We start from the raw sequence: 20,933 nt of genomic DNA, 5'->3' as shown, positions 1-20,933 counted from the left end.
GACTACTCCTTAAATATATTTTTTTAAAAAAATATCTACAAAATCAGCTACTGCATAACTTGCACCACCTAAATTATAAGCACAACTATTAATATATTCTTCTATTAAATCCTTTCTCTTAACTCTAAAATTCTCATCTTGTAATTTTATTAAAGTGTCTAAAAATTCTTCTTTGTTATGAATTTTAATATGTAAATTAGAGCAATAAAAATTATCTTCTTCATTATAACTTTCAAATTGCGGTTGCAAATACAATGCTGGTTTTTTAGTAATTAATGGATAAGTATAGAGAATGGAGCTTCTAAACTCAACCACACACAGACTTTCAAACAATATCTCATCACTTAAAGTTTCATAACAAACTACAAACTTCTCATTGTCCTGCCATCTTTTTACTATTTCTCTCTCTTTATCTAGTAATTCTAAATGACCACCATGAGTTTTATAAAGCACCTTATATCCATTTTGTAAAGATTCTGTAATAAGCTCTATTAACACTTCGATAAATGGCGAATGTGGTAGCGAGAGAAATATTATTAAATTATTATTAGATTCTTCTTTGTCTTTACAAAACTCATTATATCTAGCTATTGGTTTATCAAGTCCTGGATAACCTAGTTTTAATAAATTGTCAACAACGCCTCCATGTTGCTCATAAAACTCTTTTGTCCTTTTGTATCTAATATTATCACTAATACTCAAAATCCCCCCCCCCCCCCGCAGAGGAAATAGCACCTTTAAGACTCCAAAAACCACGAGTTTTTGGATTATGATAAAAAGCATGATAGTCAAAAATATAATAATGGCTAGGGATTCTTAAAGAATATGAATCGTATGGTATATGAGTTAAAATTCCAGTGCAAATAAATAATTTAAAAGCATTTAAAAATGGGATTAAATCTTGACAAATCACAAAATCATATTCGCAAGTTTCATACTCCAAAACATCAGGATAAATAAATCTACAAATGGGGATATTTTTTGATCTCAAAAGAGATTCCACTAAGCCAAAATGCTTCTGTCCTTTATAATCATCATAAATTAAGGCGACACTATTTTTTGGAAATTTTGCCTTTAAATAGTAGTTTAACTTTTTGCCTGTATATTCTAAACCATCTATGTAGTTGGTTATATTTTTCTCTTGCAACTCTTGTTGCAGTTTATATTTGTAGCGTTTTGAAGCGATAAGCACACAATCACTGGTCTGAATATCATCTATTTTATATTCTTCACCAAAAAATTCTAAAATCGATGCGATAGCCTTGCCACAATTACCAAATGGATAAATAGCTTTCATAAATTCCCCTTAAAGAGGGAATTATAACAAAGTGTTTTTTAATATTTCTCTATTGTTATACCATTGCATGATCCAGTTTGCAAGATATTCACTTGCATTACCAAAGTTATAAAGATCATTTTTGCAATAATTATCTATTTTTTCTTTCCATTGCTTTTGCGTTTCTATATTGCTTGATAATTCAAAAATAAAAGACATAAATAAGTCTATCTCATCTAAAAAGATTCTTATATGTAGATTCTCGTTATAAAAAATGTCATTGCTTAATACAGAATCTTCAATGCTATTTCTTTGTGGATAAATCAAAATACAAGGTCTTTTTGTAATACTTGGATACGAATAGCAAAGCGAACTATAAACTTCAATCAAAGTAATGCTTCTGCGCAAATCTTCAACCTTAATACGCGGTGTGGAATTATCATAAAACACGAATTTTTCATACTTTTTAAAATTATTTGCAAATTCTATTTCTCTTTCCTCACAAGTATCTTTTAGCGGTGGACAACTCTTAAAAATAACCCTAAACCCAGAATCCAAACATTTTATAATCAAGGATTTTACTAAATCTTCATTATCAAAGTTTAGTTGAGATGAGATAAAAATAATAGTATCTCTAACACCAAAAGATACTTTACCAAACTCTTTGATTTCATTATCTATGCTTGGATAACCACCTTGTATCAACTTATTTTTTGGATTATAAGTCCCACCAAAACTTTGAATATTGCATACATGTTTATAGAAACTCTCACTATGAATATTTACATAATCTGCCAAAAAATAACTCATATTTTGTATATCAAGCATTTCACTCTTTGAAACTACTATATTTGATAATTGTTCCATACTTGTAACTATTTTTAAACTCTTAACATCACTATGTAGCTTTACGATATTGCCCTGCCCAATGATAAAAGGAAAGAAATTTAACTTTTCTAAAAACTCACAATCAGCACATAAATAAAACTCTTCTTGTTTATGAAAATCATCGATAATCTCATCAAAGCTATGATGAAACAAAGAAGTAATCCATACCACACAAAATCCATTATCTTTTAGTATCTTTACAATATCACCTAAATGTTTTTGCTTAGCAAAAAAGCCGCTTAAAAAAACAGCAATAACTTTCCTACCTTTTAATTTTTCTAAAAAGTATTCATTTAATTGCTTAGCTAACACACTTACTCCACAATAGCACTCTGGTATATCTGCTTTTTTAATTTTTGGTAACAATTTATCATATAACTTTGGAGATGATAAAAATAACTTTGAATCGTTTTTTAAATCTTTTTTCATTTGTTCTTGTAAAGATTCAAAGCTATTTTGACTATTGTCATCAACCAAAATCACATCATGGTTATACCCCAAAAACTCTAGTGCCCATTGTATATATCGTGCTTGTCCCCCATTTGGATAAATATATATTTTCACTTTTACTCCTAATTTAACTCATGCCTACTAGTAGTGTCTTTTTCTACATCAAAACACATCTTGAATCTCTCGGCACAACCATTACACAATGAAAACTTATTAAATTTTTGCTCTAAAGTTTCTTTTCTCAATGTCTTATATCCAATACCATTCCATACACCTTTATATCCTAGTTCTTTTACATTGCCTAAAGAAATAGGATTATACATCACACTAGAATCCATTGTGCAACAGCAAGTAACATTACCATAGCAATCAACAGAAAAATTTTGCCATGGAAGAGAACAACTAAACTTTTCATATCTTTTTTGTGTATTTTTATCTAATCCAAACTCATCATACACAACCATATTTGTAAAAAATATCTTTGTAATAATATCTCTACAATCAGACCACTTTTGCAAATACATATCTTTTTCGTCAGATTCTTTAAAAATATCAGTCAAAACGCAATTCAAATCAAATTCAATATTTGCCCCAAATGCATTTAATTTTCTTGCATGTTCTACACATTTTCTCACACCTCTTTCTACTTTATCTAACGATGCACCACGAATCTTCTTATAAGTTTCACTTGTAGCACCATCTATACTAATTGCCATTCTATTTAATCCGGATTCCAGCAAATCCACTCCAACCTTTTCAAGCATTGTGCCATTAGTTACAATATATCTATAAGGGATACCTTTTTGCCTAGCATGCTCTATAAATTTCGGCAATCTATCATCAAGCGTAGCTTCCCCAGCTGCTGTAAAACCTATCGTTACATCAGGATATTGTTCAACTGCTTTACTCAAATAATCTATTGCTTCATAAATATAGGAATCTTCCAACACTCTTTTGGTTTTAAAATAATCAATTTTATGAGTTTTTTCAAATTCTTTAGAAAAAAATGGACACATTATACAAGTTAGATTACATACATTATTAATAGATACATTAATGCCCTTTGGATAAGGATAAAAATACTTCACATTATCTGTTAAATCAAACTCTAATTGCTCTCTACTAGCACTATACTCATGCCAGATATACGATAAATTAAATAATTTTCTAGATTCATAAAAAAATTTTTTATTGCAAATGCTTTTATCAATTTTAAGATCGTCTCTAAGCAAGACATGAAGCTTATTTCTTAACTGCCGACTAATCTCGCCTTTTCTATATAAAGTCTCTACTTTTAAATTCTCACTTGTTATATTTTTGAATAATGCAAAATACGCAAAGTCATCAACTTCAGTGTAATAATTTGGTTTTGGAAAATAATAAAGATTTTCTTTATGTTTTAAAGCTTCTTCAACAAAGCTTTTTACATATACTATAGATTTATGATCATTAAGCGGGTAATTTATGCCAATAATACAATCAGCTAATCCCCCCCCCCCGCAGAGATATCAAGCTCTTTTAATGCTAGATATACAGAATCGCTAAAGAAATCATTAACTTTAACTTCTTTGATATCTGCATCAAGCCCCAATGTTTCTTTAATGCTACTTACTTGTGTTTTTTGAAAATTTAATATAATCATATTTACTCCTTGAAATATTATTATACATCAAGTATAGAATTAGCATTATACCAATCAATGATCCACTTAGCTATTTCTTCACTTGCATTACCAAAATTATAAAGATCATTTTTGCAATAATTATCTATTTTTTCATACCATTCTTTGCGTATTTTCTCGTCATTGGCTAAAGATTCTAAAATACCTCCTAAGACTTCCTTATACTCAGACTCAAACACTCTAATATGAATATTCGGATTATAAAAAGCATCATTTTCCAATAAATCACTAGGTATTTTATTTTTTGGAGGATAAAATAAAATACTAGGTCTCTTAGCAGTTACTGGATAAGAATACATCAAAGAGGATGCACACTCTATTGCTGTTATACTTCTTTCTTTATCCTCAATGCTTAATTTTGGTTTATCTGCTTTTTGATACACAAACTTTTCATTATCCAAAAAATAAGAGGCAACCATATCTTCATGAGTAGAATGACTTATATGGCTTGGATTTGATTTAAAAATTACCCGATATCCTAAAGAAAGTAAGAATTTAATAATCTCAACACTCAATTCTTTCCTAAAAATACTAATTAATGCGGATACAAAAATAATAGTATCTCTCTTGGTATCCTTATACCCCAAAATGTCTTTAGCTTCCTTATCAATACTCGGATAACCACCAAGTATAAATCTACTTCTAGGATTTGAATCTGCATTTTGCAATGATTGATTTATACTTAAATACTTCAGATGACTTTTTGAATGGATATTTAAATAAGTATTTAAAAACATGCTTATAGTATTCGCCTTTTCAGTTTCTCTATTGTTATAAACTTCGTTTAACCAAACATAATTTTGTACTTCATCTAAGCTAGAGTGAATTCTTAAACTAGTTACACTTGGATGAAAATTCAAAATATTATTAAAGCTAATCACAAATGGAAAAAAATCAAGTTGGCTTAAAAATTCAAAATTTGCAAAAATAACTTCATCACTATTATCTTTGTGATATTTGTATATTGCTTCAAAATCAAGATTTTCAAACGATAAAATATATACAATAGTAAAACCATGTTTTTGCAAAATCTCTCTAATACTACCTAGATATTTATAATGTGGTCTCCCCTCTGTATCGCTGTATATCGCTATTATCTTTTTGTTTTTATATTTTTCCCTTAAAAATTCGTTGTATTGTTTTGCGATTGTATTTAAGCCACACACAGCAGAGTTAATGCCATGTTTTTGTAAGTTTTGTAGCAATTTATATTTATATCTCTTGGAAGCTAAGACCATTATAGCTTCTTTAGAATTTACTTCATCTTTTATATCCAGTAAGGTTTCATTGTCAACAAACGATAAATCCCCCCCCCCCCCGCAGAGGAATCAAGAATAGCTAATGCATTTTTTATATATTGCCCATTGCCACTTTTTGGATATATGTAATATTTCATTTTTTCTCCTTTTAAAATTTAATTATACATTATTTCCATATTTTCATACCACTCAATAATCCACTTAGCTATCTCTTTGCTTGCATTACCAAAATTATAAAGATCATTTTTACAATAGTCTTCTATTTTATCTTTCCATTTTTGGCTTTCTTGTTCCTCTTGTAGTTTTTTTAAAATTTCAACAATACTATAATCATCTTCCTCAAAGATTCTTATATGTATCTTATCGTTATAAAAACAATCATTTTCTAATGTATCAAAACTAATAGAATCTCGTTTTGGATACATTATTATGCTTGGTTTTTTTGTTGCAATAGGATAAGAATACAACATAGAACTACAAGATTCAACCAAACTTATACTTCTTTGTAATTCCTCTTTATTTAATCTGGGTGTGCTATTATCGTAAAATACGAAATTATCATAAGTTAAAAACTCTTTTACAAAGTCTTTTTCTATATTTTCTAATTCACAATGAGCAGGGTTTGATTTAAATACAACCCTAAACCCACAATCTAACACATGCTTTATTATAGTGGCTAATCGTCTTGGATATTCGAAATTCAAATGCGTAGAGACAAAAATTACACTATCTTTAGGTATATCACTACAAAGACAAGCTTTTGCTTCCTTGTCAATACTAGGATAACCACCAAGCAAGAATTTATAACTAGGATCTGGCACTAAGTTTGCAAATTGTTGCTTTTTGCTTATATATTTTAAATGACTTTTTGAATGAATATTTACATATGTACTAAGAAAAAAACCAAGCTGAATACTACTCTCTACTTCTCTATTTAAATAAGCATAATTCTGCACCATATCAGCACTAGTAAATAACTTTAAACTAGCTACCTTAGCATTATACCTACTAAACTCTGCTTGACAAATTACAAAAGGAAAAAAATCCAAAGCCTCAACAAATTCGTAATCTGCCAAAATATAATCTTCTCCCCTTTGCTCTAAATCACAAATCAACTCTTTATGCCATTTGCTTGCAAATGATAATATATACACTATATTAAAGTTAGAATCTTTTAGTATCCTTGGTATGTCTCCTAGGTGTTTTTGTGATAGCTCATATCCATTTAATGCAATAGCAATTATTCTTTTATTTTTGTATTTTTCCTTATAATGTTTATTTAGCAAATTAGCAACAAATGAGATTCCATCGTAACACCTGCTAATTCCTAGATTTTTCAAAGTTTTTAAAAGTTTATTTTTATGATTAGGGGACGAAAGAAGTATTGTGCATTCATTTTGATTTTTTATGTTACATACATTATCAACTAAGGAATTATCCTTATCATCTAGGAGATAAATCCCCCCCCCCCCGCAGAGAATCCATACTACACAGAATCTCTAAGTTGTGCTTTATATATTGTGCATTTCCACCTGCTGGGTATATATAATATTTCACTGCTTCTCCTTTTTAAACAAAAACTCATTACAACCAAGACCGACCACTTTGAGATAAACAAACATTCTATACCAAAATCCTTTTGGATATATCGGCTTATAATACATTGTTTTATTATTATTTATGCATTTAAAACCATTCTTTTCCCAAAACTTTATTACATCATCGTTAAACATAGGCTCATAAGGCAATCCACCTAGCCAATCTATAATATCTGTTACCTTATACATTCCACGATTTCTATCATACATATTTAATCCACGACCTTTACGCAAATCTTCAAATGTCAAAAACAAAGTATAAGCACTAACAAGTAGGAACTTCATAAAAATATTTGTTCTATTATAATACTCTTTCTTTTTAAGCCACCAAAGTGAAGCTTCTGTTTTGTTGTAGAGAGCTATATAAGCGTAATTCCCCCCCCCCCCGCTGAATCTAGAATATCCATAGCATTTTGCATTGCTAATTCTAAATTGCCAGTATGATGCAATACTCCCCAACTATACAAAATAACACTTTCGTTTGTAAGCTCTTTTTTTAGTCTATCAACCAAGTTAGAATCCAGAATGCTTCCTAAAAAAATCTCCCAATTTTCTGTATTTTTTGGTTTAAATTTATCTTTTGCCATTTGTGTTGCTTCTATTGAATTGTTATCTACATCTATACTTATTACTCTCTTGCAGCCCAAATTCAATGCTGCAATAGAAAAAATCCCACTTCCACAACCAATATCCAAAAATACTTTATTGCTAAAATCAAAATTGCCTCCAAAGAACCTGCTTAGAGAATCTTTAGCATTTTGCAATATCTCATCATTTGCAACATATTTCACAAATCTTTTCCAATTTCTACCAAAACTAAAAGTAATCATAGTCCCTCTTTACAATATAAAATTTCTAATATAAAATCAGCTATTTTCCTAGATGAATTACCAAAATTATAAACTTCACTAGATATATATTTTAACACTTCTTTAGACAAATTATCTCTCTTATACAGGAGTTACACTAGGATGGAATTTCTCCCCACCCTCACTAATCACAACAGAAGCAAATGTAAATCTAGAATACAAATCAGATTTGTATGTATAAAAATATGGGCTATCCTGTATCCTATCTTTAGCGTCTTTTCTTTCTTTCTCATTTGAACAAATAAACACCAAATTAACTCCAGAATCCCTTAAAAATTCCTCTATTTGCCCTCTATGTTTAGAGTCACTAGGACCAGATATAATAATCCCAACCGTATTATCTCTGTTGTATTCTAATTTATTTGCTATATAATCATCTACCATTTTTGCAACAAAATCAGTCCTCATCTTAAAGGATAGTTTCAAATCTTTAGCAGTTCTAGCAAGTGGTAGAAAATTTTTTCTGCTAGATATTAATAAAATATCATCATCTTTTTTAATATCTGCATATTCTTTAAGACTTATGCATTCCTTATTAAAATCATCTATAAAATCCACATTATCAACTCTACAAAATTCCAAAAGATGAGCCAAATCTAGCCCAACTTTACCTTCTAGGATATATATATATCCTAGCCATTTAATCCACCTAAATATTGCCAACTTTCATATTTTTACGTCAATGCATTAAACTTTATCGACAAACCACACTTTTAAATAAATATTTAAAAAATACAATCATAAAAACTCCAAAACAAAATTGAAAAATTATATCATTTAAAGTATAATCTAACAACAAGACAAGGGGGATAATAGTGAAAAATATATTATTAATAATGTTATTTAGCTTATGCGTGTTTGCTCAAACAAAGTATAAACCATTTTTAGATACTAAATTGGCACTAGAAATACTAAACAATGCTTACAAAGAATCGCTAAAACAAAATAAACATGTCAGCATTTCTATAGTTGATAGCTCAGGTGCATTATTAGCTATGGTAAGAAATGATAATGCTGGTGTTCACACGGTAAAAGCAAGCTTTAAAAAAGCATACACGGCAGCCTCTCAAAAAAGACCAACACATATGATACATAAAGGCATAAAAGAAGGATCAATTCCAGAGGATTTAAGGTATCTAGACGATAATTTCTCGATTATGGATGGTGGACTCCCAATAATAATGGATAATGTTGTAGTTGGTGGCATAGGTGTGGGTGGAGCACATGGAGACGAAGATGTAGAAATAGCAAAAGCTGGGCTTAAAACTCTAAAGTGATTGCTATATATCATCTTTCAATATTAGTGTAGCCACCTTGATGCCAAACTTATCCAATTTATTTAATAAATTATAAACTATTTTTGGATGCCCACTTGTGATAAAAACACAATCAATTTTAGAGCTGTTTTCTAAAATGTCACCATATCTTTTGTATCCTTCTTTATAATCATCGGCTACAAACAAAATATTTTTACCATTGTGTTGCAAATAGTCTTGTATCTGTGCCCTCCATGAATTCTCTGGATACAACACTATATTTGTTGAAGTTTCTAATAGTTTATTTCTCTCATTAATAGTTGGTAATTTATTATTGAACTCTTCATAGAGTTCTAAAAATCTATCCTTAAAGCTATCATTGTAAATCTTTGCAATTTCTCTTATTATTTTATGAAAATCTTTATGGGTATAAAAATCTTTTAGCATCAAAGCCAATCCATCTCCACCCCACGAAAAGAATGTATTTAAAAATATAGGATACGAGGAAGAATAATGAATCTTTAAAAGCTCATAAAACAATTCTTTGTTTTTTGCTTGATATGCTGTCATACCAACAGATACAATCCACATATAAAAGTCCAAATATTTTCGTCTAGCACTAGGGACTACGCCAAAAATATGGGTAACATTTGGCACAAAAGCCATTTTAGCTTGTGGATATAAATTTAAATATCCTCCCTCCCCTTCAAATACAACATCATTAGCACCTTGCTTTGCTGTATCAAAAAATCCAGAACTAATAATCAAATCTCTTTTAAAAATATTTTTTATCGTCTTTCTTAGCTCTGATTTTTCGATACAAGATAACATATCATAAGTAAAATATTCTGGCAATCTTGGCCTATCATTATCAAGCAATGGAATATCTCCATAATCATAACCTTGTTCGACTGCTACTAGATTTATATCATCGTATTTAGAAATAATATTTGCTACTTTTTCCAAATGATCATTTGTATAAAAATATTCATCATCAGCAATAGTTATAATCCAATCAGAATCTAACATTCCAAGTGATATTGCACTCATCATTACCTTATCCGAATGTCCATTATTTACTTCAAATTTATAATAACTAAACCTATCATCAGACAAAAATGATTCTACAACCTCTTTTGTATTATCTTTAGAGCAATCATCTAACACCAAAACTCTGTAATTTTTGAAAGTTTGACTTTGAATCTTGCCCAAACATCTCTTTAACAATTCTGCTCTATTATATGTTGGTACAACTAGCAAAAACATTCCTATTCCTTCTTTATATCATTTTTTAATTTTTCTAAAACATCAAATCTATCACAATCAAATACTCCAGTATAAAGATAATCTATACTATCTACACCACAAGGCATTTTGTAAAAATTAACTTGTCTATCTTTATATTTTTTATAATCTTTATGGGTATCTTTTATGAGACATAAGCTTGGAACAATCGCCCTACGACAATCTAAAGCAATAAAATTAAAATTCTTAAATTTTGATTTAAACCTCTCTTTTAAATCTAGCTTATCATCAATAAATACAATATTTTTGATACCTAAAAACTCTAGCTCTTTTGTATTTATTATTTTTTTGCCACAAATTTCGCCAACCTTAAAATCATCAAGAAGATAAATTTCACTAAATTTATCAACAAAACTTAAATCTTCAAGTAAAAACTTGGCACTCTCACATGCAGGCGCTAGTACTATTGCTTCATTCTTTAAGAAGTCTAATTTTTCTAAGTTTGCATAGAAAATATTATTAAAGCTATAGTAAAAATAAATAGCAAAACCAAGCTCGTATATCATAGAGAATAAACTCTCTGGTGTATTATTTGAGACAAGACCTAGACAATTTGCATACAAAATTCCATCATCTTTTAAAATATCTTTAGTTAAAAGCAAGTAATCATGCAGACAATCACTAGAAAACTCTTGCAAATTAGCATTAGATAACATTATATCAAAATGTTTCTTTTTGTTTTGTATCTCATTAATCTTCCACCATGGATATGCATTGACTTTGATATTCTGCTTAGATTCTATAAATTCTCTTTTTTGTCTTGTTGATATAGCTTTACTTTTAGTTTCTGGATCATAAAAACTATCTTCTACAAAATCCAACGCAAAATTTTTAAATTCACCACTAAAGCAATGTGTATTAACCAAATTCTGTAGCATATAAAAACTCTCACAAGCATCAGTATAGCTATAATCTTTCAAAGATTCATGTTGAGATAAGAAATAACTCATACCACTACTTCCAGGACCTATTTCAAAGATATTTTCAAAATTTGGCTTAATAGATTTTAATCTATGATACACAACACATGATGAACTAAGAATTTCTAATGGCAAAAAATGTCTTTTGTTTTGAAAATACACTTCTTGTAATTCCAATGACTTTTTACAAGCATCAACTAGGGAGTTATACATACTGCTAAATCCCCCCCCCCCCGCAAGTAATATATCATTAATATAAAAGCTTTTCCTATTTTCTTGCATGGAATCCAAAAGTGAAAATAACCCTTGAAATGTATTTATTCTAACCGGAAAACCATGCTTTTCAAAAATATCTAAATTATACTTTCTAATTGAATTATACTCATATGCACAACTTTTTGCCTTTTCTTCCAGATTTCTATACATATTTATATCAAGCATCAAATTTCCTTTATTAACTCTAAGCAATCATTCAAAATTTCACTCATATCACTATATCTATATCTACCCATTCTTCCTAATGTATAACAATCATTGGGCATTAATTCTAAGTATTTTTTATATTTTGCAACATCAGCACTTGTTTGATAAGGATAAAGTTTATTATTAAATGAAGGTGTCTCAATTCCTATCATTGTGTATTTAGATTCATAACCAGTTAGCTTTTTATATTCTACAATTCTTGTATAAGATTCTTCACTATCTGCATAATGTGCAAAGTGATATAACTCTGGTAAAGCATACTTAACAGGCAAGATTATCTTTTGAAAATCCCTACCAATATACCTTAACTCCCCATAACAATAATCAAAAACCATATCTAAAGAGCTAGTATTAATAATGACATCCGCACTTAAGTATTCACCATTTACATAAACCCTCTTTTTATCAAGCTCGAATTTATCCACATAAGTATTAAATCTGACATCACAACCTTCAACACACTTCTCAAATAAGCTATTATATCCATCTAGCTCTTTTGGATATAGTACATCTTTTTTTCCAACAAATCTTTGTTTAGAACCTGTCTGAATTGCAGAATCAATCCCAAAAAATCCAAATACATCAATTTCTTTATTATTCTTTATTTTCCACATTTTTTGAGAGTAGAAGTTTATAAATTTATCATACAAGGTTTTACCAATAGCATTAATCCAAAAATCTTCAAAATTACTTGCCTTAAAATTTGGATCTCTTCTTTCAAGCTCTTTTTGAATCTTATCTCTATCTGGCATTAAAGCTATATCATCAATATGTGGAGGATATGAATAAAACTCCCTATCACTTGCCACAAAAGTTAGCATATAGTGCTTAATTTCACGCATATTTAAAAATTGATTAAAAAAATCTATTACAGATGTATTTCCCACATCTACAAGCAAATGGTGAGGACCATAAGTATATGGATGTCCATGGTAAAAAAATGTTCTACAACCACCACCCAGAACATTACTACCCTCTAGAATCTCTACTTTGAAGTTCTTATTTTTGAGAAAGTGAGCTATAACACAACCAGCAAACCCCCCCCCCACTACTAAAGCTTTTTTCATAACCTGTCCTTTGATTGTAAAATAAATTTATAATTCTATTAAATTTTACTTAAATATAGCTAGATTATATTGTCTAGTATAAAATTTGAAAGATACTCACTAGCATTACCAAAATTATAAATCTCATATTCTCTGTGTTCTGTTATTTTTTTACACCATTCATATTTATTTTCATAAATTTTGTGTATATTTTCTAAAAATTTAGAATCTTCTAAAACAAAACCTAAGCTAGAATCTATCTTAAAATCACCAATAACCATACAAGGTGAGCCACTCAATAATGGAAATGTAAATTTAGAAGTCGTAGCCCCACAGACAAGAACAAAACTTTGAAAATATGTATATTCTGAAATTTCACCAGAATCATCAATAACTAGCAAACCTTCCTTGATTGGTTTTTCAAAAATATCATAAATAGAATCCCAAAAACCCTTCTCACAAACCATTCTAGAGCGCAAAATAACTCTATAAAAAGGTAGAACCTCGTTTATAAGTGGTACAAATAAATCAAATTCACTTTTATTGTATGGTGCAAATAGCACACTATTTTTTATCTCTAAGTTATAATTTATATCACCACCATACATTCTAAACACCAAATTATCAAAACCCAAATAACCACTACAAATAGGAGTTACTAAATCCCCCCCCCCCACAGAATTATTAGGCATATAACACTTACCAGAAATACATAAATAATCAAAATTTTTAGAATACAAATCTAAGTTAATATTTGAAAAATCACTTAAAGAATGACCTATACAAATGGTAGGAATATAATTATTTTTGTATGTCCATGACACTTTTGTGATACATCTTACAAAATCTATTAACTCCAAATAATAGCATGGCATACAAACAGCAAATGCAACTTCTGCTAAGTTATTGGTTTTGATTTTATTAATCACTCTATTATATGCCAAATTTGTACCACACAAATATAGTATTTTTATATCATTGCTCATTAAACAATCATCTAAAAAACCTATATGCTTATCATTTGCCATTCCAGAGACCTCTATTGCCACTACTTTATCCCATTTTTTGCTCTTAATTTGATTATAAAGTTTGTTAGCAGTCATTTTAGATATCATAAAAAAAGAATCATAATGATATTTAATACCATATATATTTAATTTATTAATCAAAATCCTTGCTGTGCTATCATTTAAAGTAGAGCGTTTATCCCATGCTAGAAATATAGTCTCACCATTTGCTGTAAGCTCATGTTTAAAACTTTCTAGAGAAGTATCAATACAACTATCATCTATAAAACAAACCTCACAATCATACACATATGATACCATTTGACCTAATAATTCTCCAGCTATACCTTTTGGATATACATATTTTTTCATCACACTCTCCCTACTCTTCTATCATCTCTCGTGCTATACCTCTTAATGCACTCTTTAAACATTCCATTTCTTGCTCCCATTCTCTCCATAGACCTCTTTTATTTGTTTTGGCGATATTTTCTAAAACCTCCAAATCTTCAATAATCTTTGGCTCACTTATGTCAAAATACTGGACAACAGCATATCCATTTTCAACAAGTTGGGCATTAAAAAACTTCCCACCATTTTGCAAAAAACACCAACCATTTTTATATCCTATTCTATATTGTTGTTCTAGAAAAATAGTATTTTGAGTATAAGTTAATGCAAAGTGTCGCATTTCTTTAACAGCCCTTGGAGAAACTTCACAATTTTCGGACTTAAAACTTTGACTAACCATAGCAATGCCATACAACTGACAATACAACATTCCATAATCTTTAGCATAAACACTAAACAAAGTTGGTGCATAAATATACTTTAATATCACAGAAGTAGTAACAGGTGGTATGGTATATGCATATAAATTAAGCACCAACAAAAATACAAAAAAGATTCTACTCATTTACCCACCATGTTTCAAACCCAACATCATAAGTTGGAGTGATTTTAGGGTGGGATAATCCATTGTAAAATGCAACCTTAAAAGTATCTGTATAAAAATAAGGTATAACATAGTATGACCACAACAACACTCTATCTAACCCCCTAAATAATACCACTAATTCATTATAATCATCACTAGATTCAATTTGTGATAAAAAATAATTTATAACCTCACTATTAGCACCACTATAATTAAATGTCCCATTTATATCCCAAAATAGCCTTTGTTTAATGCCATTTCTATAATCAAAACTATCAACTATCATATCATAATCAAAGTTCGACTTTCTCTTTTTATATTCTTCGTTTGAGACGATTTTTATTTCTGTTGTGATTCCCAATTTTTTTAGACTATTTTGTAGATTCTTGCTAAACTGCAAAAAACTATCTCCATTAAGTAATATCTCAAAAGAGACAGCATTATTTCTATCATCAAATAACCTACCATTTTTCATAACATAACCAGAATTTTTTAAAAGATTCATAGCCTCATTTACATTGCTCTTGCTAGGAACAATAAAGCTTTTATTAAAAACATCATCACTAAGTTTATTTCTAAAGTTTTCTAAAATTTCTAACTCTCTCCCAACTGGTAACCCAACACTTTGAAAATCAGTTCTCAAAAAATAGCTATTAATTCTTTTATTGCTTTTATCAAAGTCAAATGCGTAATTTATCGCTTTTCTTAATTGTATGTCCTTAAAAATCTCTTTTCTTGTATTAAAGATAAAGCCTTGCATAACAATTGGTGTTAAATGCAAAAATTCCTCTTTTTTTATATCATCTCTACCATATCCCTCTTCCCAATTTTTTACGCTTTTTTCCAATCGATAATCATATTCTTTATTTTTAAATCCAACTAGAGATTCCTTATTATTTTTATAAAACTTATATATTATTTTGTCAAAATTAAAATATCCAATCCTAGTTTTGTGATTTTTAGCCCAATAATTATCAACTCTTCTATATATAACTAGTTCTCCTTTTATAAAACTCTCTATTACATATGCACCGCTTCCAAGAGGAATCTTTAGCTTATCTTTTGTTGTATCTATACTTTCATAATAATGCTTTGGCAGTATTGGCATATCTCCTAAAGTTAGGATTATTTCTTTATTTTTTGGATTTTTAAAATTGAATCTAATTGTATATTTATCTACTACTATAACCTCCAAAACATCACTATATAACTCTTTATAATTTGGTAATTGTGAAAAATACTTATAGCTAAATTCAACATCAAAGGCACTAACTTCCTTTCCATCATTAAATTTAGCACTCTTATCCAAATGAAAAATCACAAAGTTATTGTTAGAATCTACTTGTATTTGCTTAGCTAAAAGACCATAAGCACTATATGGCTCATCTAAAGATCGAATCAATAATGAATCAAAAACAAGCTTCGTATCAAATACATTTGCACTTGAATTAACATCATAAAAACTATCAAACTCTCCTAATGCACTCCTTCTTACAACACCTCCTTGTTTAGCATTTACATCAACATAATCAAAATGCTTGAAACTCTTATATTTTACTTCTCCAAATGGTGCATAAGAATCGCTACTAAAAGTATCTGCATAAATAAATAATGGCAACAAAATAAATAATAATTTCATATATACTCCAAAATTAAAATTCTATCCTAAACTTCACAAACTCTTAATATAAAACAATATAATTTAACGAATTATTTTTAGGGAGGATTTTATGAAGACTTTTAGGAATATTCATATTTATCTTAGTTTATTTTTCTTACCACTTGCGTTAATGTATGCACTAACAGGAATATTATACATAAGTGGCATAGACCAAAATTATGGTGCTACAAAAAATACATACACCATGCACAATGCTACAAAAGGCAAAGAAATAGAAAGTATGCTAAAGTATTTTAAGGAAAACAACATAGCATTACCAAAAGTTGGAGAAATCAAAGAGAAAGAAGGAAAACTCATTGTTGGTAGTGCTCACTATTCTGCAACATTAGAAAAAAAAGCAGAAGATTCTTATAATATAACTACCATAGAGCGTTCATTTATAGGAAACTTAATAATGCTTCATAAAGCAAAGGCTAAATGGTATTTTGATGTTTTAGCAATAGGATTTGGAATAACCATGTTTTTGTTGTATTTCTCTGGAGTAATGATAACTTTAGTAAATATAAAGAAAAATAGAGAAAAGCAAATTCTAACAATAATAGCAGGTATTGTAATAAGCACAATAGTTGGTGGTTTAAGCGTCCTTATTGCTTAAACCAACTTTTAATTCTATCAAACAAGCCTTCAAAGCAGTTAATTGGCTTTGAATGCTCATAGCCAAAAGATTCATGCAATTCTTGCACTAGCTTTTGTTGATGCTCATTTAATTCTTGTGGGTATGTTATTTTTACAACTGCGATAAAATTCCCATATCTACCACTCTTTACACTCTTAATACCCTCTCCATGAAAAACAAATTGTTGCTTATCTTTCACGCCTTTTGGTATTTTTAATTCTAATTCTTTTCTTAATGCTGGAATCTTTATTGTCCCACCTAGCATAACAAGACTAAAAATAACTGGAACTTCCAAATAAACATCACTATGATGTCTTATAAAATGCTCATCTTCTTGCACTATTATTTCTAAGTATAAATCTCCTCTAGTTCCATCTGGCATTTGGTTACCACGCTTTGCCACTCTTATTTGATTTCCAGTATCTACACCTTCTGGGATTTGAACTTCAAAGCTATCTTTCTCTTCTTTATATCCCTTACCGCTACATTTTGGACATTTATCGGCTACTTTTGTGCCACTACCACCACATTTAGAACATGTTTGTGCAAATGTCATAAAGCTTTGTGTAAAAGTCTCTCTACCGCTTCCATTACAAGCCTTGCAAGTTTCTAGCTTCCCATCTTTTGCACCTGTTGCTTTACAAGATTCACATGCTACTTTATATTTTATATCTATTGTTTTTTTAACCCCAAAAATAGCTTCGCTAAATGGTAGATGAATCTCTAAGACTATATCGCTTGAATAACTATAGCTTTCTCTCTTTGTTCTTCTGCCAAAGTCTGCTCCAAAACCGCCAAAACCACCAAACACGGAATTAAAAATATCAAAAATATCTCCACCTTCAAAGCCTACGCCACTATTTTCTAAGCCTCTCTTGCCATATGTGTCATATATTTTTCTTTTTTGTGAATCACTTAATATTTGATATGCTTCATTGACTTGTTTAAATTTTTCTTCAGCCTCTTTATTGTCTGGATTCCTATCTGGGTGATATTTTAGAGCCATTTTTCTATATGCTTTTTTTACCTCATCACCACTAGCATTTCTAGAAATTTCTAGGACTTCATAATAATCAAATTCTTCCAAAAAAAATCTCCTAATTATCTTTATAAACAAACTGCAAATTCTAGCTAATTTTATGTTAAACTTTCCAAAAAATTTAGGCTATAACTATAAATGAATTCATATCCTGAAAACTTTAAAAAACTAATAGAATCTTTAGAAAAATTACCAAGCATAGGAAGAAAATCAGCAATAAGACTTGCATATTTTCTAGCCTTTGAAGATAAATTTAGTGCGATAAACTTAGCACACAACATAGAAGAATGCGTCCAAGACTTGCAAGTGTGCGAAGAATGCTTTGGCGTTAGCGATTCTTATATATGTGATATTTGTAATGATGATTCAAGAAATAATGGAGAATTATGTATAGTAGCAAATGCAAAAGATATATTTTTATTAGAAGATAGTGGAGAATTTAGCGGAAAATACTTTGTAATATCAGACATCAAAGATACAAACATAAAGCAACTAGAAATAAAAATAACAAACAATAATATAAAAGAAATAATTTTTGCTCTAACCCCATCTTTAGGCAGTGATGGGATTATGTTGTTTTTAGAAGATAAACTATCTCACTTAGGGATTACATTTAGCAAAATAGCACAAGGAATCCCAACAGGAGTGAGCCTAGAAAATGTCGATCAGCTATCTCTTATACGCTCTTTACAAGCTAGGATAAAAGTATGATAGAAATAGCAAATAATCTGCATATATACATAGTAATAATAGGATTTGTGCTTTTCTTTAGCACATATGCAAGCAAAATATCAGATAAAATAGGAGTGCCTTTATTGCTTGTGTTTTTAGGCATAGGAATGCTTCTTGGTAGCGATGGCATAGGTGGCATAGAGTTTGACAATCCAACGCTAACGCAAATTATAAGCACTATTGCACTAATTTTTATATTATATTCTGGCGGATTATCAACAGCATTTAAAGATATAAAGCCGATTATATCACATGGAATTGCACTAGCTACAATAGGTGTTGTGCTAACCATGCTTGTTATGGCTTGTTTTATTTATCTATTGCTAGATTTTACATTTTTAGAATCCATGCTCTTAGGTGCTATTATATCTTCTACAGATGCTGCAGCAGTATTTATGATTCTAAGAAGCAAAACAATAAAACTAAAAAACAATATAGGAGAACTACTAGAGCTTGAATCTGGTAGCAATGATCCTATGGCGATATTCCTATCAATAGCAATTTTGCAATTAATTTTTATGCCAGATGAAAATACGATTGTAGATTGGATTATTTACTTTATCAAACAATTTGCAATAGGTGGAGCATTAGGAATCCTATGTGGATATTTATTCCCAAAGATATGCAACAAAATAAATCTCTCGCAAAGTGGCTTATATCCTCTAATAAGCATTAGTTGGGTTTTTATAATCTTTGGATTATCAGTTGCACTTGGTGGAAATGGATATTTAAGCATATATATAGCAGGTATCTTAACTAATAGCTATGAATTTCCTAACAAGCAAAACATCACTTCATTTCATGATTCCATTGCATGGCTAATGCAAGTTTTAGTATTTTTGTTGCTTGGATTATTGGTGTTCCCTTCAGATTTAAAGAGTGTAGCACTAGAGAGCTTGATATTAACCTTTATACTAATCGTATTTGCAAGACCATTTAGCATATTTGCAACACTAATAAAAAGCAAATACAACACAAAAGAAAAAATATATATTTCATGGGTTGGGCTTAGAGGAGCAGTGCCAATTATTCTGGCAACCTACCCATATACATATGGTTTGCAAAGTGCTCATAGTATGTTTAATATAGTATTTTTTATGGTGCTAATTTCAGTGTTAGTTCAAGGCATGAGTCTATCTTTTATGGCAAAAAAATTAAATTTAGTGGAATAATGGAATTATTTTTGCTAGTAGGAATCCAAACAAAATGAAAGGATTCGTTATTATGAAAAGGATATTATCTGCATTATTACTCTCTTGTATGCTTATTAGCACTTTATATGCTTACAATCAAGGTGCAAACTCATATAGCCCACTATATACTGATAGGAAGAATAAGCTAGTTGGTGTATATTCTATGGTTGGTAGAGTTAGTTCAGATTCTACTTTAAGCATAGAAGGCTTTGAATCTCAAAAGCACTCCTTAAAAGAAACTCCAATAGGTTTTGGTGTGCAAGTTGGTTATTTGCTTAGCGAAAATCATAGGCTTTTATTAAATTATGAGCAATTCTTAAAGAAGCATGGGTTCTCACATCAGCTCCTAACACTTGGCTATGCTATAACTCCACTAGTGCCAAACACACAAAATCTAAGATTGCTACTTGGTTTAAATGTAGGCGTTGTTATGGCAAGTTTTGATTCTGGTAGCTTTACTATTAATGATAGCTCTATGGGTGGGCTTGATTTTATGGGCACTACATATGGAGTAAAGGGAGGATTCTTATATAACACAGGTGCTGGTGAGATAGAATTTGGAATCCAAGCAAGAAAGCTAGATTTAGGTGTAGAGAGTGGAGAAATAGCAGTAAATAACGCTCCTACAAAATCATCACTAGATTTAAGCGATACTTCAAGCACAAATTTCTTTTTAGGATATAATTTCCTATTTTAA

General features: G+C 29.7%; 23 protein-coding genes. 5 read left to right on the top strand and 18 right to left on the bottom strand.

Features of this window, described 5'->3' with window-relative positions:
* Nucleotides 1–9: 9 nt before the first annotated feature.
* The 11 genes from PF022_RS06225 to PF022_RS06175 form a co-directional block, all read right to left on the bottom strand.
* Nucleotides 10–735 (bottom strand): CDP-glycerol glycerophosphotransferase family protein, encoded by a 726-nt coding sequence (locus PF022_RS06225; RefSeq protein WP_271023209.1) that lies wholly within the window; start codon nucleotides 733–735, stop codon nucleotides 10–12.
* A complete protein-coding gene (locus tag PF022_RS06220) occupies nucleotides 692–1,297 on the bottom strand; it encodes a hypothetical protein (protein WP_271023207.1) in 606 nt (201 codons plus the stop codon). Before PF022_RS06220 ends, PF022_RS06225 begins: the two co-directional genes overlap by 44 nt.
* A 21-nt stretch (nucleotides 1,298–1,318) precedes the next feature.
* Nucleotides 1,319–2,728, bottom strand: a complete 1,410-nt coding sequence (locus tag PF022_RS06215; protein WP_271023206.1) for a hypothetical protein — start codon at nucleotides 2,726–2,728, stop codon at nucleotides 1,319–1,321.
* Nucleotides 2,729–2,736: 8 nt separating this feature from the next.
* Complete coding sequence (locus PF022_RS06210; RefSeq protein ID WP_271023204.1) at nucleotides 2,737–3,846, bottom strand: radical SAM/SPASM domain-containing protein; 1,110 nt, start codon at nucleotides 3,844–3,846, stop codon at nucleotides 2,737–2,739.
* Nucleotides 3,847–4,097: 251 nt separating this feature from the next.
* A complete protein-coding gene (locus PF022_RS06205) occupies nucleotides 4,098–4,256 on the bottom strand; it encodes a hypothetical protein (protein WP_271023201.1) in 159 nt (52 codons plus the stop codon).
* 20 nt (nucleotides 4,257–4,276) lie between these two features.
* Nucleotides 4,277–5,533 (bottom strand): hypothetical protein, encoded by a 1,257-nt coding sequence (locus PF022_RS06200; protein WP_271023199.1) that lies wholly within the window; start codon nucleotides 5,531–5,533, stop codon nucleotides 4,277–4,279.
* Between the two features lie 29 nt (nucleotides 5,534–5,562).
* Nucleotides 5,563–5,691, bottom strand: coding sequence for a hypothetical protein (locus PF022_RS06195; RefSeq protein ID WP_271020597.1), 129 nt, complete (start codon nucleotides 5,689–5,691; stop codon nucleotides 5,563–5,565).
* An 18-nt stretch (nucleotides 5,692–5,709) separates the two neighbouring features.
* On the bottom strand, nucleotides 5,710–6,894 hold the full coding sequence (locus PF022_RS06190; protein ID WP_271023197.1) for a hypothetical protein: 1,185 nt from the start codon (nucleotides 6,892–6,894) through the stop codon (nucleotides 5,710–5,712).
* Nucleotides 6,895–7,107: 213 nt separating this feature from the next.
* Entirely contained in the window at nucleotides 7,108–7,611 is a 504-nt protein-coding gene (locus tag PF022_RS06185) for a hypothetical protein (RefSeq protein ID WP_271020595.1), read from the bottom strand.
* The gene (locus tag PF022_RS06180; RefSeq protein WP_271020594.1) at nucleotides 7,512–7,982 is read right to left on the bottom strand and encodes a class I SAM-dependent methyltransferase; all 471 of its coding nucleotides are present in this window, start codon (nucleotides 7,980–7,982) and stop codon (nucleotides 7,512–7,514) included. Before PF022_RS06180 ends, PF022_RS06185 begins: the two co-directional genes overlap by 100 nt.
* 120 nt (nucleotides 7,983–8,102) lie before the next feature.
* Nucleotides 8,103–8,684 (bottom strand): hypothetical protein, encoded by a 582-nt coding sequence (locus tag PF022_RS06175; RefSeq protein WP_271020593.1) that lies wholly within the window; start codon nucleotides 8,682–8,684, stop codon nucleotides 8,103–8,105.
* A gap of 152 nt (nucleotides 8,685–8,836) precedes the next feature.
* On the opposite strand from PF022_RS06175, the gene PF022_RS06170 reads away from it, so the two are divergent.
* On the top strand, nucleotides 8,837–9,298 hold the full coding sequence (locus PF022_RS06170) for a GlcG/HbpS family heme-binding protein (protein WP_271020592.1): 462 nt from the start codon (nucleotides 8,837–8,839) through the stop codon (nucleotides 9,296–9,298).
* A 3-nt stretch (nucleotides 9,299–9,301) separates the two neighbouring features.
* On the opposite strand, the gene PF022_RS06165 is transcribed toward PF022_RS06170, so the two are convergent.
* The 6 genes from PF022_RS06165 to PF022_RS06140 are packed head-to-tail and all read right to left on the bottom strand — an operon-like array spanning nucleotide 9,302 to nucleotide 16,614.
* On the bottom strand, nucleotides 9,302–10,543 hold the full coding sequence (locus PF022_RS06165) for a glycosyltransferase family 2 protein (RefSeq protein ID WP_271020591.1): 1,242 nt from the start codon (nucleotides 10,541–10,543) through the stop codon (nucleotides 9,302–9,304).
* 2 nt (nucleotides 10,544–10,545) lie between these two features.
* Nucleotides 10,546–11,943, bottom strand: coding sequence for a hypothetical protein (locus tag PF022_RS06160; RefSeq protein ID WP_271023195.1), 1,398 nt, complete (start codon nucleotides 11,941–11,943; stop codon nucleotides 10,546–10,548).
* Complete coding sequence (locus PF022_RS06155; RefSeq protein ID WP_271023193.1) at nucleotides 11,943–13,052, bottom strand: UDP-galactopyranose mutase; 1,110 nt, start codon at nucleotides 13,050–13,052, stop codon at nucleotides 11,943–11,945. The genes PF022_RS06160 and PF022_RS06155 overlap by 1 nt, the downstream gene beginning before the upstream one ends.
* A gap of 59 nt (nucleotides 13,053–13,111) precedes the next feature.
* Nucleotides 13,112–14,410, bottom strand: coding sequence for a hypothetical protein (locus tag PF022_RS06150; protein ID WP_271023190.1), 1,299 nt, complete (start codon nucleotides 14,408–14,410; stop codon nucleotides 13,112–13,114).
* A gap of 10 nt (nucleotides 14,411–14,420) precedes the next feature.
* Nucleotides 14,421–14,954, bottom strand: coding sequence for a thermonuclease family protein (locus PF022_RS06145; protein ID WP_271020586.1), 534 nt, complete (start codon nucleotides 14,952–14,954; stop codon nucleotides 14,421–14,423).
* Nucleotides 14,947–16,614, bottom strand: a complete 1,668-nt coding sequence (locus tag PF022_RS06140) for an extracellular solute-binding protein (protein WP_271020585.1) — start codon at nucleotides 16,612–16,614, stop codon at nucleotides 14,947–14,949. Before PF022_RS06140 ends, PF022_RS06145 begins: the two co-directional genes overlap by 8 nt.
* 91 nt (nucleotides 16,615–16,705) lie before the next feature.
* Between PF022_RS06140 and PF022_RS06135 the strand changes: the two genes are divergently transcribed.
* A complete protein-coding gene (locus tag PF022_RS06135; RefSeq protein WP_271020584.1) occupies nucleotides 16,706–17,251 on the top strand; it encodes a hypothetical protein in 546 nt (181 codons plus the stop codon).
* Here the strand turns inward: PF022_RS06135 and dnaJ are convergent.
* Nucleotides 17,241–18,359 carry a molecular chaperone DnaJ gene (gene dnaJ / locus PF022_RS06130; RefSeq protein WP_271020583.1) on the bottom strand — a complete coding sequence of 373 codons (1,119 nt, stop codon included), beginning with the start codon at nucleotides 18,357–18,359 and terminating at the stop codon, nucleotides 17,241–17,243. The genes PF022_RS06135 and dnaJ overlap by 11 nt on opposite strands.
* A 90-nt stretch (nucleotides 18,360–18,449) precedes the next feature.
* Here dnaJ and recR point away from each other — a divergent pair, with 90 nt between their 5' ends.
* Genes recR through PF022_RS06115 form a run of 3 tightly spaced genes read left to right on the top strand, consistent with a single transcriptional unit; the run spans nucleotide 18,450 to nucleotide 20,933 of the window.
* Nucleotides 18,450–19,022 carry a recombination mediator RecR gene (gene recR, locus PF022_RS06125; RefSeq protein ID WP_271020582.1) on the top strand — a complete coding sequence of 191 codons (573 nt, stop codon included), beginning with the start codon at nucleotides 18,450–18,452 and terminating at the stop codon, nucleotides 19,020–19,022.
* Complete coding sequence (locus PF022_RS06120) at nucleotides 19,019–20,215, top strand: potassium/proton antiporter (protein WP_271020581.1); 1,197 nt, start codon at nucleotides 19,019–19,021, stop codon at nucleotides 20,213–20,215. The genes recR and PF022_RS06120 overlap by 4 nt, the downstream gene beginning before the upstream one ends.
* Before the next feature lie 52 nt (nucleotides 20,216–20,267).
* Nucleotides 20,268–20,933, top strand: a complete 666-nt coding sequence (locus tag PF022_RS06115; RefSeq protein WP_271020580.1) for a hypothetical protein — start codon at nucleotides 20,268–20,270, stop codon at nucleotides 20,931–20,933.

Source organism: Helicobacter sp. WB40 (assembly GCF_027859275.1).
Taxonomy (GTDB): Bacteria; Campylobacterota; Campylobacteria; order Campylobacterales; family Helicobacteraceae; genus Helicobacter_D; species Helicobacter_D ibis.
The sequence above is the reverse complement of the archived record's forward strand: the minus strand, read 5'-3'. Positions and strand labels throughout refer to the sequence as shown.